The sequence below is a fragment of the Pararhodobacter marinus genome (genome assembly GCF_003122215.1).
Classification (GTDB): Bacteria; Pseudomonadota; Alphaproteobacteria; order Rhodobacterales; family Rhodobacteraceae; genus Pararhodobacter; species Pararhodobacter marinus.
Map to the genome: position 1 here is coordinate 326,517 of NZ_QEYD01000006.1, position 16,036 is coordinate 342,552.

A 16,036-nucleotide genomic window follows, 5' to 3' on the forward strand; every position below is an offset into this window, starting at 1 on the left:
ATTTTTCGTGGTTAACGAGTAAGCGGTGCAGCAGGGATGTCGTTATGAGTAGAATTATCGGAACACGAAAACTGACGCTGAAAGACCGAGCCAACCTTTTGTTCTGGTTCGGTCTTCTGGCGTTGGTTGCGGGGCTGGTCAGCGTTCCGACATCGATCCAGGTCCAGGCGACGCTGGGAATCGCGGCCTTTGTCACGGTGGCGATGCTCAAGCCCGTCGCCTCGGACAACATGGTCGCGCGATTCACCATGATGTCGATCGCCTCGACGCTGGTCCTGCGCTACTGGGCGTGGCGCGTGACCGAAACCCTGCCGCCGGTCAGCGACGTCCTGTCCTTCATCCCCGCGCTGGTGCTGTTTCTGGTCGAAACCTACGCCATCGGCGTGTTCTTCCTGTCGGCCTTCATGACCGCCGACCCGGTCAAGCGCTCGTTGCCGCCGCGCGTGGCCGCGGCGGACCTGCCCACCGTCGACATCCTCGTGCCGTCCTACAACGAACCGACCGAGATGCTGGCGGTGACGCTCTCGGCGGCGAAGAACATGCATTATCCCGCGCATAAGCGCACGGTGGTGCTGTGCGATGACGGCGGCACCGACCAGCGCTGCAACAGCGACGATCCCGAATTGGCCGAGAAGGCCCGCAAGCGCCGCCGCGACCTGATCGCGCTCTGCAACGAGCTGGGCGTGATGTACTCGACCCGCGAGAAGAACGTCCACGCCAAGGCCGGCAACATGTCGGCGGCGCTGGAGAAACTCGACGGCGATATCGTCGTCGTGTTCGATGCCGACCACGTCCCGGCGCGCGATTTCCTGGCCCGCACCGTGGGCTATTTCGTCGAGGATCCGAAACTGTTCCTCGTGCAGACGCCGCACTTCTTCCTCAACCCCGACCCGATCGACCGGAATGTCGGCTTCGCCCGAGACTGCCCGCCCGAGAACGAGATGTTCTACCATCTCTCGCACCGGGGGCTCGACCGTTGGGGCGGGGCCTTCTTCTGCGGTTCGGCGGCGCTGTTGCGCCGCAAGGCCTTGGACGAGGCCGGCGGTTTCGCCGGCGACACGATCACCGAAGACGCCGAAACCGCGTTGGGCATCCATGCGCGTGGCTGGAAATCCATCTATGTGGACCACGCGATGATCGCGGGGCTGCAGCCGGAAACCTTCGTCTCCTTCATCGAACAGCGCGGGCGCTGGGCGACCGGGATGATGCAGCTTCTGATCCTGAAGAACCCGCTGAAATTCCGCGGGCTCAGCATCACGCAAAAGCTGTGCTACCTGAACTCGATGACGTTCTGGCTGTTCCCGCTGGTGCGCATGACCTTCATCATCGCACCGCTGATGTACCTGTTCTTCGGGCTGCAGATCTTCGTCGCCACGATCGAGGAAGTGGCGGTCTACATGACCAGCTACATGGCGGTGAACTTCATGATCCAGAACGCGCTCTACGGGCGCGTGCGCTGGCCGCTGATCTCCGAGATCTACGAGACCGCGCAGGCGCCCTATCTGGCGGCGGCGATCTTCAAGACCTTCTGGAACCCGCGCGGCGCGAAGTTCAACGTGACGGCCAAGGACGAGGTCCTGATCGAGGATTTCGTCTCGCCGATCTACAAGCCCATGCTGTTCATCTTCGCGCTGACCTTCCTGGGCGTGGTGGCGGCGGGGGTGCGCTGGGTGCTGTTCCCGGGCGATCAGAACATCATCATGGTCGTGGGCGGCTGGGCGGTCTACAACTTCCTGCTGGTCGGCGCCGCCCTGCGCGCCATTGCCGAGCGCCAGCAACGCCGCTCGGTGCCGCGCGTGCCGGTGAACGTGCCCGCCATCGTGGCTTTCGGCACCGAGAACCCGGTCTTCCTGGGCGCGACCGTGGTCGATGCCTCGACCTCGGGCTGCCGCATGATCGTGCGCAACAAGCCCAATGCCGACGGCGTCGCACCCGAGATTCCGCGCGTCACGGACACGTTCTATTTCACCCCCGAATTCCCCAAATCGCCGCATCTGGAGAACGCGATCCGCGTGCAGGTGATGTCGGTCACGCGCGAGGGCGACAGCGTCGCGCTGGGGGTCAAGTTCGATCCCAGCCAGCCGATGCGCGTGCGCGAGTCGATCGCGCACATGATCTTCGGCGACTCGGCCTCGTGGGAGGCGATCCGCGCCAGCCGTCACAAGAAGATGGGGCTGCTGCGCGGGATGTACTATGTCCTGACGCTGTCCCTGGCAGGCATCTACGCGACGATGCGGGCGCTCGCCGCCGAGCCCGCGCGGCTGGCCCGTGCCAAGGCGCGCGAGGATGCGGATGTCGCGGTGACGCGCAAACCCATTCAGGCGATGGCGTTCGGCGAGACCTTCGATCCGCCCGCCGCCGACAGGCCGATCTCGCTTTTGCAGGCGGCGCTGGCGCAGAACGCGGCAGGGCAGGATCCGCAGCTTGCGGGCGGCCCCAACCGGCACGGAGAGGGTTACTGATGGCGCGCTTTCACAGCCTCATGGGTGCGGCCGGGCTGGCCTTCGTGCTGGCGACGCCGCCGCTTCACGCGCAGGATAACGGCTTCATTCCCCTGCCGCCCGATCAGGATGGCAGCCCGGTGATCTCGGAAGCCGAGATCGACCGGCTGAACTCGGACCGGGTCGAGGCCGAGCGCCATCGCGGGAATTTCGTCGAGGATCTGGCCGTCGATCCCTCGATCGTCAGCCCCCTGCGTCCGGTCGCCGCGCGCGGTCGCCCGGCGGGCAGCGCGATCCGCTTCGACGGCGAGCGGCGCACGCTGGATTTCGCGCTGTTCATTCCGCGCCCCGAAGAGGTCCGCGCGATGCGGGTTTCTACCATGTCGTCGATCAACGTCCTGCCCGAGCGCTCGCATTACCGCGTCTATGTGAACGGCGCGATGGTGGGGGAGGGGCGGCTTGAGAACTTCACCGGTTTCGGCACGCTGGATTTCCCGCTCGACGGCGCGCAATTGCGCAGCGGGCAGAACGATGTCCGGATCGAGCTGGTCCAGTATCACCGGATCTATTGCGGCCCTGAAGCCTCGTTCGCGCTGTGGTCGGATATCGACCTGGCCAATTCGGGGGCCGTTCTGGCCTCGGCCGAGGGGATCTCGGGGCAGGAAGGCTTCATGATGGGCCTCGCCGCCGCCGCGGCCACCGGCGCCGGGATTGAGATTCGCGGCGCCGCCGGACTGGGTGCACAGCGCGAGGCGTGGGTCTCGGACATCACCCAGCGCATCAGCGGTGCCTTGGGCGGCGATCCGATCCCGTTCCGCTTCACCGAGTACTGGAGCGTGCAAAGCAACGCCCGCTCGGCCGCGCGCATCACCTTCCTGCCGTCGGCCGCCAACCGTGTGAGCTTCCGCGTGGCCGGCGACGGCGCGCAGGTCATGGTGGTCGAGTTCGTCCCCGGCGAGCCGCCGCGCGCGCTGCCGGAATTCGACACCGCCCTGCCGCGCCTGGCCGAGCACGCGCAGCCCACACTGATCGGCACCGAGCGGCCTGTGCCGTTTTCGGATTTCGGGTTCGAGACGACCGAGATCTACGACCATTATACCCGCATCGACACGCGCTTCCGGCTGCCCGACGATTACGTCGTGCTGACCAACGAAAAGGCCGAGATCGCGCTCGATTACATCTTTGTTCCGAACCTGCCCGTAGGCTCGGAACTGCTGCTGCACATCAACGACACCAACGTGCGCCTGTTGCCCCTGTGGCGCGGCGGCGGCGAGCTGATCGAGCAATTCCCGGTGCGTTTCGAGGCGCGTTTCCTGCGCGCGGGCATCAACACGCTCAGCTTCGAGGTGCTGATCCCCGGCAATCCGCCGGATCTGCCCTGCGCCTTCAACGACACGCCGATCCTGGGTCTGGGCGAGGATTCGACCCTGACCGTTCCGTTCAGCCCGTCGATGTACCTGCCCGACATGCAGATCGCCTTTGCCGGGCTGACGCCCGCCAGCGTGGTCACGAACGACATGTCGCAGCGCGCCTTCGATGCCGATGACGTGGTGACGCTGCGCGCTGCCCTGACCGCCGGGGCGCGCCCCGAGGCGGCGGCGCTCAACACCCAGTTGCACCTCTTGGCGCTCGACGATCTGGGCACGGTGCCGATGGGCCACTACCAGCTGAACCGGCAGGCCATCGACGCGGCGCTGATGCCCGACACCACGATCACCGATTTCGCACCGCAAACCGCGCCCGAACACGCGCTTCTGCGCTTCCGCGACCAGACCGAGCAGAACACCGCCTTGCTGTCGCGGGGCTGGGAATGGCTGCAACAGGGCTTCTGGCGCACGCTGGAATGGCTGCAACCGCGCTCGGGGCTGCATCTGCAGACCTGGCTGGCCGAACAGGACGCGCAGGCGATCCTGATCCAGCTGGACCCGGCGCGGCCCAACCAGCTGTGGATGGTGCGCGCGCCCGGCAGCGATGTCAGCGCGATCGCCTCGGGCATCGTTGCGGCGCGCACCAATGCCGAGGGCCCGCGCGGTCAGGTTTCGGTTCTTGACCGCGACGGCAACTGGCAAAGCTGGATCGCCCCCGACCGTCAGCCCGTGCTGCTGGAAAGCCTGTCGCTGACCAATATCCGCCATGTCACCGGCAATATCGTTTCGGCGATGCCGATCCGCTACGTGGCCGGGCTGTTCTTCCTTGCCCTCGTCTCGGCACTTTTCGCGCTTAGACTGGTCATCGCAACACGGGAACACAAAGAATGAACCGACGCGATTTCATGACGCTTCTGGGCGCGCTGCCGGTCCTTGCGGCCTCGGGCGGGGCGGCCGGGGCGCAGGGCTTCCTGACGACGGGGGATCTTTCCGTGACGGCAGCACCGGTCTGGGAGGCCTGGAAAACCGCTTATCTTCAACCGGATGGCCGGATCGTCGACACGCTTCAACGGCAGTCCAGCCATTCCGAGGGGCAGGGCTACGGCGCCCTCCTGGCGACCGAGTTCGGCGATCAGGAAGCGTTCAACCGCATCGTCCAGTGGACCGAATCGAATCTGGCGCTGCGCGGCGACGGGCTTCTGGCCTGGCGCTATCTGCCCGACGAATCCGTGCCGGTGCCGGATCTGAACAACGCCTCGGACGGGGACCTGTTCTATGCTTGGGGCCTGGTGCGGGCGGCCGCGCGGTTCGACGACCGCCGCTATCTGGCGCGGGCGCAGCTGACCGCGCAGGCGCTGGCCGCGACCTGCATCGCACCCGCGCTGGGCAATGCGGGGGGCACCGTCTTTCTGCCCGCCGCGCAGGGTTTCGTGCATGAGGACCGGCTGGTGTTCAATCCCAGCTACATCATGCCCCTCGCCATGCGCGAAGTGGCCGCCGCCACCGGCGTGGTCGAGCTGGCGCAGACCGCGCAACATGCCGAGACCCTGCTGAGCGGGCTTGCGGCCTCGGGGCCGGTGCCCGACTGGGTGCAGATGACCGAAAGCGGCATCGCCCCGGCCGAAGGCTTCTCGGCCGATGCCGGATACGAGGCGATGCGCGTGCCCCTGTACCTTGTCTGGTCGGGGCTGAACCGTCACCCGGCGGTGACGCAGATGATGCGCGTCTACGACCGCACCGTGCAGCCCGGTGTCCCGGTGCCCACGCGCGTCGACCCGGTGTCGGGCAGCGTGCTTGAAGCCTCGAACGATCCGGGATACCGCGCGCTGGCAGCCCTTGTGTCCTGCGCCGGGGCGACCGGCGTCGTGGGGTCGGATATGCCTCCGTTCGATCCCTCTCAACCCTATTACCCGGCGACATTGCAATTGTTCGCGATGATCGCCGCAAACCAGGTGAGCCCCGAATGCGTGCCGATCTGATCCCTTCCGCCTTTCGTCCCGGCCTGTGGCCGCGTCTGCGTCCGCTGGCCGCCGGTGCCGCGACCGCCCTTGCGCTGAGCCTGTCCTGCGCCGGGCCGGCCATGGCGCAAAACGCGCCCGGGGCCGAGGATCTGCGCGCGCTGATCTATTATCTCGACCATAACGACCAGCGCGCGGTGCAGGCCGAGATGCGCCGCCTGCGCGCGCAGTTTCCGCAATGGACGCCGCCGTCCGACGTGGCCGATCTGCGCGCGGTGGGGCAGAGCACGACCGCCTCGGTCGATACCCAGCCGATCTGGGCGCGGCTGGAACGGCAGGATTACGCGGGTGCCCGCGCGCTGATTGACGCGGCGCGCGCGCGTGTCCCGTCCTGGACCCCGGACGCCGAGATGATCCGCGTGATGGAGACGGGCGAACAGCAGCAGGCTTTCGACGCCGCCTATGGCGCGCGCGACCTCAATGCCGCCATCGCCGCCGTGCGCCGGGTGCCCGCGCTGATGCGCTGCGACCGGATCAACAATGCGTGGCGTCTGGCCGAGCTCTACGCCAATGCCGACCAGAACGGCAACGCGGTGACGACCTATCGCGGCGTTCTGGGCTCGTGCTCGCGCTCGGCGGATGCGGTCTCGACGCTGGAAAAGGCCAACGACGTCGCAAGCTGGGACGAGATGCAGCAGCTTTTCGCCGTGGCCCGGCAGACCGCACCCTCGAACGCCGCGGCGCTCGATCAGCTTGAGGAACGGCTGCGCGCGGGGCGTGGCGGCAGCGCCGCGCGGCGTTCGTCGACCACGGCGAGCACCTCGGCCTCGGCCCCCGCGCCCACCGCACCGGCCCCCTCTGCGCCCGCGCCCTCGGCCAGCGCGCCGGTGGCCAATGCCGGCATCCCGGTCGCCAGCCTGCCGCTGCGCGGCGATGGCCGCGCCTCGCGCGTGCGGTCGCTGAAGGAACAGGGCAACTGGGGCGCCTGCCTTGCCGAATCCGCCTCGCCGCGCTCGCTCGACGTGCTCTACGAACGCGCGTGGTGCGCCTATAACCTCGACCGCACGGGCGAGGCGCTGGCGGGCTTCACCGCCGTGGCGCAACGCGGCGGCGCGCTGGGCAGCGACGTGCCGCGCGATTCGCGCTTCGGCATGATGCTAGCCTATCTCAATCTCAACATGACGGAAGAGGCCGCGCGGCTGGCCGCCTCGACCAACCTGACGCAATCGCAGCGCGTCGAGGTCGAGACGACGATCCTGGACCAGCGGGGTGTGCGCGCCTATCTGCAGAACGATTACGGGCAGGCCATCTCGTATTTCAACGCGCTGGAAACGCTGTCGGGCAGCCTGCGCCGCGATCTGGCGATGCTGCGGGGCTATTCCTATCTGAACAACGACCAGCCGCAGCGGGCGCTCGAGGAATTCACCCGGCTCAACAACGAACTGTCGACCGATGAAACCCGCTCGGCGATTTCCTCGGTGCGCGGTATCATGAGCGGTCTGTGACGGCGCCGACGACCGCATGAAGCTGGTCCTGCATATCGGTGCCCATGGCACCGACGAGGGCCGGATCGCGCAATGGATCGCGCGCAATGAAACCACGCTGAGGGCGGCGGGCATCCTGGCCCCGCCGCCCCGGTTTTTTCTGGAATGCCTGTCCGACGCGCTGGACCGGGGCCGCGACGAGGACCCCGTTGCGCGCGAGGCGGCGCTTCTGGACCGCCTTGGCGCCGGTAAAGGGGCGGGCGACGGAACCGGGCAGGTGATCGTCAGCGCGCCGGGCTTGCTGGGTTCGGTGCGCGATGTGCTGGCCGCCGACGGCTTCTATGTCCGCGACGTGGCGCGCCGGCTCTTTGCCCTGCGTTCGCTCTTTCCGACCGCCCGGATCACCCTGCTCATGGCCGTCGCCGCGCCCTCGCAGGTGCTGCCGGCGTTGTTGCCCGACGATCCGCAGGCGCAGGAGGCCTGCGTGCCGGTCTTGTCGGATGATACGCTGCCCTGGGCCAGGCTGGCGATGACGATCCGCCATCACATGCCGCAGGCACGGCTGCGCGTCTGGCGCCACGAGGATCTGCCGCAGGTCTGGCCGCAGGTACTGGGCGATCTGGTGGGACCTGACGCCGCGCTGCCGCCCGCCGGGCTTCTGGACCTCGCCGCCGCCGATCTGAGCGCCGAGGCGCGGCTCAGGCTTGAGCGCTACATCGCCCGCCCGGACCATGCGCCGAGAAGCGCGGGGCAGTTGCGGCTTCTCTGTGCCGCCTTCGCGCGACGCTTCGGCACGGTTGCTCCGCGCGACCGGGAGTCGGATCTGCCGCCCTGGATCCGCGAGCGGCTGCGCGCGCTCGATGCGGGCTATGGCACGGAATGGGCCGATCTGGCCGCTCTGAGCGGGATCGAGGCGATCACTCCCGCCTAAGTGATCACTTATCCACATCTATTTCGGAAAAACCCGGCATTTCCCCGTGCCATGCCGGGCAAAGATCCTTTACACGACTCCGAAATTTCACCACCATATCTTGTAATGACGGTGGCAACAGACCGCCGCACCTTGCCCGGTCTCACAATCCTAGGGGCCAGGGCGCCTGTTGGGGCTATAACAGGAAAGAGCAGGACATGACTCTGTCCGAGCACGAACGTCTTGTCGATGAGATCCACCCGATCGACATCGTCGAGACCTTGGCCGAGCATCGCGCGTGGGACTTCGACCGCGTCGGCGACGACCAGATCGCCATGGCGGTCGAGGGGCAGTGGCGCAGCTATTCCCTGACGCTCGCCTGGCAACCCGGCGAAGAAACGCTGCGGTTGATCTGCACGTTCGAGATGGACCCGCCCGAGGCCCGGATGCCCGCTTTCTACGAGGTCATCAACCGCGCCAACGATCTGGTCTGGTCGGGCGGTTTCACCCATTGGGACGAACAGAACCTGATGGTCTGGCGCTATGGACTGATGCTGACCGGCGGGCAGATTGCCTCGAGCGAGCAGATCGACCAGATGATCCAATGCGCCGTCAATGCCTGCGAGCGGTTCTACCCGGCCTTCCAGCTTGTCGCCTGGGCCGACCGCGCGCCCGAAGACGCGCTGAAACTGGCGATCACCAAGGCTTACGGACGCGCCTGACAGGGAAGCGCAGGCGCGCTGCCTGCCGGTCGCTCGACCGGCGCGGGGCAGATCCGCGCGGCGTCCCAGGGCAGGTCCGCGCGTTCGCGCTCGGTCATCCGCGCGATATCGGGATGGCTGAGCGGGTCGCACAACCAGGGGCGTTGCGGGCTGATACGGGTTTTTCCGAACATCTTGCTCTCCTGTCTATGCTGTCAGATTGCCTCACGCCGTGCCGCACATAAATTGACGAATCGAGCGCTGGCCTTTAGGTTTTCTGAATGCGCCATCTCAACGCCCTGCCTCTCTCCGCTTTGCGCGTGATCGAAGCCGCCGGGCGTTCAGGCAGCCTCACCGCCGCCGCGTCCGAGCTGGGCGTCACCCCCGGCGCGCTGAGCCAGCGGCTGCGCAAGGCCGAAGAGGCGCTGGGCCGCCCGCTCTTCATCCGCCAGCCCGACGGCCTGACCCCGACCGAGGCGCTGGCGGAACTCCTGCCGCGTCTCACGCAGCACATGGCGGGTCTTGATGCGCTCGCAGGGGCGCTCAGAGGCGGCGAGCCGGGCGTGCTGACCCTGTCGGTCGCGCCGGTCTTCGCCAGCCGCTGGCTGATCTGGCGCCTGCACGATTTCGCCGCCGCGCATCCGGAAATCGACCTGCGGCTCGACCCCAGGGTCGCGCGCATCGATCTGGGCGCGGCGGGCGTCGACGCGGCGATTCGCGTGGGCGCCGACCCCGGCCGGGGCGTCGAGGCGATCCGCCTCGTCGATCAGGGCCTTTCCCCGGTCTGCGCCCCGTCGCTGGCCGCGCGGATCGACACGCTCGACGACCTGTTCCGCCTGCCGGTGATCCGGGAAAACGACGCGCTTTCGGGGTGGCAGACATGGCTGAGCGCGCAGGGACGCGGCGCCGCGGGGCTGCAGCCCGGCCCGACCTATGGCGATGCAGCCCTGTGCCTGGATGCGGCGATGACGGGGCAGGGGCTGTTCATGGCCTGGGAGACGGTCGCCGCCGATGCCGTGGCGCGCGGGACCTTGGCCGCGCCCTTTCCGATGCGGGTGGCCAGCGGACAGGCTTTCTGGTTCGTCACGACTGCGCAATCCGCGCGCAAGCCCGCCGTGCGGCGCTTCCGCGACTGGCTTCTGGCCGAGATGCACAGAGCGCAGGGCGACTGGGACCGGGTGCTCGGCCCCGAGATTACCGGCGGTTGAGGGCTTTTCGTGCCCCCAAGGGCCGGTTAGGGTGCGCGGGGACGAGGGCCAGACCACGGGAATTGCACGATGAATATGGACGATATCGCCGCGCGCGGCATGGTGTTGCTGGGCTGCGGCAAGATGGGCTCGGCGCTGCTCGAAGGCTGGTTGGCGACGGGCTTGCCCCCCAGCGCGATCTGGGTGCTGGAACCCAAACCCTCGGACTGGCTGCAAGCGACCGGCGTCAACCTGAATGCGGGCCTCCCCGACGCGCCCGCTGTCGCGCTTCTGGCCGTCAAACCGCAGATGATGGGCGAGGCGCTGCCCGCGCTGCAGGCGCTGGGCGGCTCGGACACGCTGTTCATCTCGATCGCGGCGGGGACGTCGCTGAAGGCGATCGAGGGCGCGCTGGGCGCGGGCAGCCGGGTCGTGCGCGTGATGCCCAACACGCCCGCCGCCGTGGGCCGGGGGATCAGCGCGCTGATCGGCAACGAACAGGTCCATTACCCGCAGCTTTCGCTGGCGCGCGAGCTGATGGCCGCAGTCGGCGACACCGTGACGCTGGAAACCGAAGCGCAGATGGATGCGGTCACCGCCGTCTCGGGGTCGGGCCCGGCCTATGTCTTCCACATGATCGAGGCGCTCGCCGCCGCCGGGGCCGCGCAGGGCCTGCCCGCCGACATGGCGATGAAGCTGGCGCGCGCGACCGTTTGCGGCGCGGGCGAGCTGGCCCATCAATCCGAGGAAAGCGCGGCACAGCTGCGCATCAACGTGACCTCGCCGGGTGGCACGACCGCCGCCGCTCTGGGCGTGCTGATGGACGAAGACCACGGCCTGCCGCCGCTCCTGCAACGCGCGGTCGCCGCCGCGGCGCACCGCTCGAAGGAGCTGGGCCAATGACGATTGCCTTCGACGATTTCCTGAAGGTCGATATCCGCGCCGGCACCATCACCGCCGTCGAGGATTTCCCCGAAGCGCGCAAGCCCGCCTGGAAACTGACGGTGGATTTCGGTCCCGAGATCGGCGTCAAGCGCTCCTCGGCCCAGATCACCGCGCATTACGGCAAGGACGACCTGGTCGGACGTCAGGTCCTGGGCGTGGTCAATTTCCCGCCCCGTCAGATCGGCCCCTTCATGTCCGAGGTGCTGGTCCTGGGCCTGCATGACGCGGGCAACGACGTGGTGCTGATCGGCCCCGAGCGGGGCGTTCCCAATGGCGCGAGGATGTGCTGATGAAACTCTTCATTTCCCGCCCGATGCCCGATCCCGTGGCCGAGGCCGCGCGCGCCTCCTTCGATGTGACGATGCGCCAGACGAACGCGCCGCTGTCGCATGACGAGATGGTCGCGGCGCTCACCGATTACGACGTGGTGCTGCCCACGCTGGGCGATCTGTTCAAGGCCCCGGTTTTCGACGCCGTGCCCACCCCGCGCGCGAAGCTGCTCGCGAATTTCGGCGTCGGCTACAACCATATCGACGTCGCCGCCGCCCGCGCCGCCGGGCTCGAAGTGACCAACACCCCGGGCGCCGTCACCGACGCCACCGCCGATATCGCGCTGACGTTGATGCTGATGTCCGCGCGCCGCGCGGGCGAGGGCGAGCGGCTGGTCCGGTCGGGCCGATGGGAGGGCTGGCACCCGACGCAGATGCTGGGCCTGCACCTGTCGGGCAAGGTGCTGGGCATCGTCGGCATGGGCCGGATCGGGCAGGCGATCGCCAGACGCGCGATGCATGGCTTCGGCATGAAGATCGCCTATTTCACCCGCTCGCCCAAGGATCTGCCCGATCTTCCCGGCGCGCAGGCGGTGAACGAGCTGCACCGGCTGATGGGGCTTTCGGACATGGTGGTGATCGCCGTTCCCGCCTCGCCGCAGACGCATCACCTGATCGACGCGGCGGCGCTTGGGGCAATGCAGCCGCACGCGCATCTGGTCAATATCGCCCGCGGCGATATCGTCGAGGAAGCGGCCCTGATCGCCGCGCTGCAGGATCGCCGGATCGGCGGTGCCGGGCTCGATGTCTACGAATTCGAACCCCGCGTGCCCGAGGCGCTGCTGGCGCTCGACAACGTTGTGCTGCTGCCGCATCTGGGCACCGCCGCGCTGGAAGTGCGCACCGAAATGGGGCTCATGGCGGTCGACAACCTGCGCGCCTTCCAGGCGGGCAAAGCGCTGCCCAATGCCGTCTGAACCGGGGCCCTGGCGCAAGCTCGGCGCGGCGTTGCTCAACGCCACGCTGATGCTTGTGGCACTGATCCTGTTGCTCGCGGTGCTGCTGGTCTGGCAATTGCGCGGGATGGCGCAGGATCTGCGCCTCGGCCTGCGCGCCGAGATCGCCACGCTCGCCCCGCAGATCGACGCCGCCCGCATCAGCGCCGCCGAGGCGCTGGCACGGCTGCAGGACCCCGAGGCCCGACGTGACCTCACCGCCCTGATCGACCGTCTCGACCGGTTGGAAAACAGCCCGCCGCCGCAAACCGACTCGACCCTGCGCGCGCTGGCGCTCGCGATCATCGCCACCGCCGCCGGGCAGCTTCTCGACCCGGACGAAAGGCCTTAGCGCTTCATTCTGCCTGAAATACTCATCGGTCCCGCGCTCGCCGCCTGTGCCCGGTTCCGCAACTTGGCCCGCACCTTGGCCCGTGACACGGCGCCACGCTGGATTTTTCCGCAGCCGCGCTTATGCTCAGGGCCAAGGAGATTTCCGCCATGACCCTGATGCCCGATCCGGCCCCCGAAACCGGCCTGCCCAAGCTCGTGAAACTTTATATCCGCCAGGTCGCCATCGGCTTTGGGCTCTCCGCCATTTTCGTCGGGCTTCTCGTCGGCTTCAACGTGGCCAATCTGCGCGGGCTGATGGCCTCGACCGAAGGCGGCTATATCGCGGCGTTCCTGTTGTTCTTCTTCAACGGCCTCGTCTTCGCGGGCGTGCAATTCGCCATCTCGATCATGCGGATGGCCGACAAGGACGACCAAGGGCCGAAGGGCGGCCACCGCCAGGGCGTTCGCCACGCCCAGCCGGTGGCGGTGCGGGTGACGGCCGGGCGCTGACCCGCACGCGACCGGCCGGGAGCGGGCCGCAGCGCTTGCCGAGGCGGGGTTGGATCATCGGGAGAAGGGCAATGTGGCGGGCCCGCAGCGACCGTTTCGGGCGAAAATTCCCGAGAGCCTGAAAATTCAGGTGGGCGCCGGATATCGAGACCAGGATCCCGACAGAGCCAGCCCCCTCGGAAATGCTTATCGGCCACTGGAAAAGTGCCGTCCACGCGAAGAGCAGAACCCGCCAAGCCCCAATCTAGGGCTGCTCAGGCTCCGCTTCAAGGGGCGGCATCGGTCGCCGCGCCTGCGCTGGCCCCGGATGGCACGCGCGCTGCGCACAAGACTCGGAACGCCGTCCCTTATCCGCTTGGATCGCCGGTGTTCATGGTTTATTCTTCTCTCATGCCCGATGATCTTCTCCTGCCCGGCCAACGGATCGCGCGCGGCGTCTGCCGCCTGTTGCGCAGTCACGATTTCGCCTGCCTCGAAGAGGTGGTGCCGAAACCGGGCCTGCGCGTCGATGTCATGGCGATGGGGCCCAAGGGCGAGATCTGGGTGATCGAGTGCAAATCCAGCCGCGCCGATTATCAGTCCGACCGCAAATGGCAGGGCTACCTGGAATGGTGCGACCGCTTCTTCTGGGCGGTGCCCCCCGACTTCCCGTCCGAGATCCTGCCGGTGGGCGAGGGCGCCGGCCTGATCGTCGCCGACGATTACGGAGGCGAGATCGTCACGATGGCGGGCGAGGTGCCGCTGGCCGGGGCGCGGCGCAAGGCAATGACGCTGAAATTCGCGCGCATGGCGGCGCTGCGCCATCACGCGCTGCGCGATCCGGGTCTTCTGTAACGCGAACGCCCCGCCGGACGGGGCGGGGCGTCGGAATCGTCGGGGTCGTTAGCGCGGCGATTACTCGCTGTCGCCTTCCGGCTCGGGGCCGACGCTGACCAGATAGGCCCACATGTCGGCGGCGCCCTCGGTCAGGCGGAAGGACATGGTGCCGCGGCGGCTGCCTTCGCCGCCGTGATGGCTCAGGTAATCGACCGGGTTGGCGACATATTCGACGAAATGCTCTTCGTCCCAGACCACGCCGGTCTCACCGAAGCTGACCATCAGTTCGCTGTAGCGGCCGAATTCCGGTTCGGTGCCCGGCTGACGACCGGCGACGCCATAAAGGTTCGGCCCGGTGCGCCCGCCGCGCTGGATGACGGTGCCGTCATCGGCGACGATCGAGTGGCAGCTGCGGCAGCCGCGCCACAGCGCTTCACCGGCTTCCGGGTCGCCGCTGGCGGCGATGGCGTGATCGTCGGCGAGGGCGGCGCTCGTCCCCAGCGACATCAGCGCGGCAGCGGCAAGGATCAGACTCTGTTTCATCGGGCTCCTCCGGCTTTGCGGGGCGACGATGCCTCGCGGTTGGCTTGTCCCGCTATATGACGCCCGGGGGGGGCGGGTCTAGGGAATGCAACGATTTGTCACAGACGGATAAGCGGCGGCCCCGGACCCGGACCGCCGCTTGTCCCGGTCTTGTCGCCCCGCGCTCAGGGCTTCAGGCGATAGCCGCGGCGGAACCAGTCCCACGACAGCAGGACCAGGGCGGCGGCGGCGAAAAGCGTGACGCCCAGCCCCAGCCACACGCTGCTGTCCGACGTGCCCAGATAGCCGTAACGCGCGCCATCGATCAGGTAGAAGAACGGGTTGAGATGGCTCAGCATCGCCATCACCGGCGGCATCGCTTCGACCGAATAGAAGGTGCCGGACAGGAACGACAGCGGCGTCACGACGAAATTGGTCATCGCCGCGATCTGGTCGAACTTGTTGGCCAGCACCCCCGCGACGATCCCCAACGCGCCCAGAAGCACGCCGCCGATCACCACGAAGACCAGAAGCCACAGCGGATGCGCGGGCCAGACCCCCAAGGCCAGCCCCGCGCCCAGCACGATCACCAGAGCCACGACAATGCCGCGCGCGATACCCCCGGCCAGATACCCGGCAACCAGTTCGCCCGGCGACAGCGGCGGCATCAGCGTGTCGACGATGTTGCCCATCACCTTCGCCCCGACGATCGACGACGAGGTATTGCCGAAGGCGTTCTGGATCACCGACATCATCAGGATCCCGGGCACGAGGAAATGCAGGAAGGGCACCCCCATCACCGGCGGGCGCCCCGCCATCGCCAGCGAGAAGACGCCGATGAACAGCCCCGCCGTGACCAGCGGGGCGGCGATGGTCTGCTGCCAGATCGCGAGGAAACGCTGCGACTCGCGTTTGCCCAGGGCGGCGCATCCGCGCCAGTTGGTGCGCCCGAAACGGCGCGCGCCCATCTCGCGCACGGCGGTGATGCGCTCGGCGGGGGTGGAAAGGGCGGCTTGCGGCGCGGTCTGGTCCATGGATCTCTCCGTTCTCGTTCGTCTGTACCCCGCCCGGGGCCGGGCCGGGAGTGGGCTGAGGCGGGGCGCTTTGAAGGGCGCGGGGCATCCGTCTTCCGGCATCGGATTGCCCACGGCCCTTGTTCTTGCCTGCGCCTGCTTGTATCTCACCCGCTGCCAGATAGAATAGGCAACAACGATGGCCAGCCCCCGGCGGAAGTCTCCGATCCGGGATGTTATGCCGTCCTCATTCTTGCGGAGCCTGCCGAATGTCCTGGACCGACGAACGCGTCGAACTGCTCAAGAAGATGTGGGCCGAGGGGAAATCGGCCTCGCAGATCGCCAAGGAGCTTGGCTCGGTCACCCGCAACGCGGTGATCGGCAAGGTTCACCGGCTGGGGCTGTCGAGCCGCACCGCAGGCGACAGCGAAGCCGCCGCCGCGCCCGCGCCGCAACAACCCGCCGAAACGCCCGAGGCGCCCGCCGCCGCCGCCGCCCGTCCCGCCGCGCCGCCCGAACCCGAGGCCGAACCCGCGCCGCGCGTGCCGCCCGTGACCGCCGAAGCGCCCGCGCCTCAGCCCGCGC

Annotated in this window: 17 protein-coding genes and 1 other RNA gene; 14 read left to right on the forward strand and 4 right to left on the reverse strand. The window is 67.9% G+C overall.

Annotated elements, in window-relative coordinates:
• The first annotated feature begins 44 nt into the window (after positions 1-44).
• From bcsA to C4N9_RS12120, 6 genes are all read left to right on the forward strand, one after another.
• Positions 45-2,462, forward strand: coding sequence for a UDP-forming cellulose synthase catalytic subunit (bcsA, locus tag C4N9_RS12095; protein ID WP_109533577.1), 2,418 nt, complete (start codon positions 45-47; stop codon positions 2,460-2,462).
• Entirely contained in the window at positions 2,462-4,699 is a 2,238-nt protein-coding gene (locus tag C4N9_RS12100; RefSeq protein ID WP_109533578.1) for a cellulose biosynthesis cyclic di-GMP-binding regulatory protein BcsB, read from the forward strand. Before bcsA ends, C4N9_RS12100 begins: the two co-directional genes overlap by 1 nt.
• Positions 4,696-5,787: a family 8 glycosyl hydrolase gene (locus C4N9_RS12105; protein WP_109533579.1), complete on the forward strand. Its 1,092-nt coding sequence runs from the start codon at positions 4,696-4,698 to the stop codon at positions 5,785-5,787. The genes C4N9_RS12100 and C4N9_RS12105 overlap by 4 nt, the downstream gene beginning before the upstream one ends.
• Positions 5,772-7,271: a hypothetical protein gene (locus C4N9_RS12110; protein WP_245902526.1), complete on the forward strand. Its 1,500-nt coding sequence runs from the start codon at positions 5,772-5,774 to the stop codon at positions 7,269-7,271. Before C4N9_RS12105 ends, C4N9_RS12110 begins: the two co-directional genes overlap by 16 nt.
• A 16-nt stretch (positions 7,272-7,287) precedes the next feature.
• Positions 7,288-8,181 carry a hypothetical protein gene (locus C4N9_RS12115; RefSeq protein ID WP_109533580.1) on the forward strand — a complete coding sequence of 298 codons (894 nt, stop codon included), beginning with the start codon at positions 7,288-7,290 and terminating at the stop codon, positions 8,179-8,181.
• A gap of 197 nt (positions 8,182-8,378) precedes the next feature.
• Positions 8,379-8,882 (forward strand): type III secretion system chaperone family protein, encoded by a 504-nt coding sequence (locus C4N9_RS12120; RefSeq protein WP_109533581.1) that lies wholly within the window; start codon positions 8,379-8,381, stop codon positions 8,880-8,882.
• Here C4N9_RS12120 and C4N9_RS12125 read toward each other — a convergent pair.
• Positions 8,867-9,055, reverse strand: coding sequence for a hypothetical protein (locus C4N9_RS12125; RefSeq protein ID WP_109533582.1), 189 nt, complete (start codon positions 9,053-9,055; stop codon positions 8,867-8,869). The two genes, C4N9_RS12120 and C4N9_RS12125, sit on opposite strands and share 16 nt — an antisense overlap.
• A gap of 87 nt (positions 9,056-9,142) precedes the next feature.
• Here C4N9_RS12125 and C4N9_RS12130 point away from each other — a divergent pair, with 87 nt between their 5' ends.
• From C4N9_RS12130 to C4N9_RS12155, 6 genes are all read left to right on the forward strand, one after another.
• Complete coding sequence (locus tag C4N9_RS12130; protein WP_109533583.1) at positions 9,143-10,069, forward strand: LysR substrate-binding domain-containing protein; 927 nt, start codon at positions 9,143-9,145, stop codon at positions 10,067-10,069.
• A gap of 69 nt (positions 10,070-10,138) precedes the next feature.
• Positions 10,139-10,951, forward strand: coding sequence for a pyrroline-5-carboxylate reductase (proC, locus tag C4N9_RS12135; RefSeq protein ID WP_109533584.1), 813 nt, complete (start codon positions 10,139-10,141; stop codon positions 10,949-10,951).
• Entirely contained in the window at positions 10,948-11,283 is a 336-nt protein-coding gene (locus C4N9_RS12140) for a tRNA-binding protein (protein WP_109533585.1), read from the forward strand. Before proC ends, C4N9_RS12140 begins: the two co-directional genes overlap by 4 nt.
• Positions 11,283-12,239 (forward strand): 2-hydroxyacid dehydrogenase, encoded by a 957-nt coding sequence (locus C4N9_RS12145; RefSeq protein WP_109533586.1) that lies wholly within the window; start codon positions 11,283-11,285, stop codon positions 12,237-12,239. Before C4N9_RS12140 ends, C4N9_RS12145 begins: the two co-directional genes overlap by 1 nt.
• Positions 12,229-12,609: a hypothetical protein gene (locus C4N9_RS12150; protein ID WP_109533587.1), complete on the forward strand. Its 381-nt coding sequence runs from the start codon at positions 12,229-12,231 to the stop codon at positions 12,607-12,609. The genes C4N9_RS12145 and C4N9_RS12150 overlap by 11 nt, the downstream gene beginning before the upstream one ends.
• A 149-nt stretch (positions 12,610-12,758) precedes the next feature.
• Positions 12,759-13,100, forward strand: coding sequence for a hypothetical protein (locus C4N9_RS12155; protein ID WP_425440799.1), 342 nt, complete (start codon positions 12,759-12,761; stop codon positions 13,098-13,100).
• A gap of 75 nt (positions 13,101-13,175) precedes the next feature.
• Here C4N9_RS12155 and ssrS read toward each other — a convergent pair.
• A non-coding RNA gene (gene ssrS / locus C4N9_RS22505) (6S RNA) lies at positions 13,176-13,332 on the reverse strand.
• 140 nt (positions 13,333-13,472) lie between these two features.
• On the opposite strand from ssrS, the gene C4N9_RS12160 reads away from it, so the two are divergent.
• Entirely contained in the window at positions 13,473-13,934 is a 462-nt protein-coding gene (locus tag C4N9_RS12160; RefSeq protein ID WP_245902527.1) for an MmcB family DNA repair protein, read from the forward strand.
• A gap of 60 nt (positions 13,935-13,994) precedes the next feature.
• On the opposite strand, the gene C4N9_RS12165 is transcribed toward C4N9_RS12160, so the two are convergent.
• Positions 13,995-14,459 carry a c-type cytochrome gene (locus tag C4N9_RS12165; protein WP_109533589.1) on the reverse strand — a complete coding sequence of 155 codons (465 nt, stop codon included), beginning with the start codon at positions 14,457-14,459 and terminating at the stop codon, positions 13,995-13,997.
• A 164-nt stretch (positions 14,460-14,623) separates the two neighbouring features.
• On the reverse strand, positions 14,624-15,406 hold the full coding sequence (locus tag C4N9_RS12170; RefSeq protein WP_109533616.1) for an ABC transporter permease: 783 nt from the start codon (positions 15,404-15,406) through the stop codon (positions 14,624-14,626).
• 314 nt (positions 15,407-15,720) lie between these two features.
• On the opposite strand from C4N9_RS12170, the gene C4N9_RS12175 reads away from it, so the two are divergent.
• On the forward strand, positions 15,721-16,036 hold a 316-nt coding region (locus tag C4N9_RS12175), incomplete at its 3' end, for a GcrA family cell cycle regulator (RefSeq protein WP_281260128.1).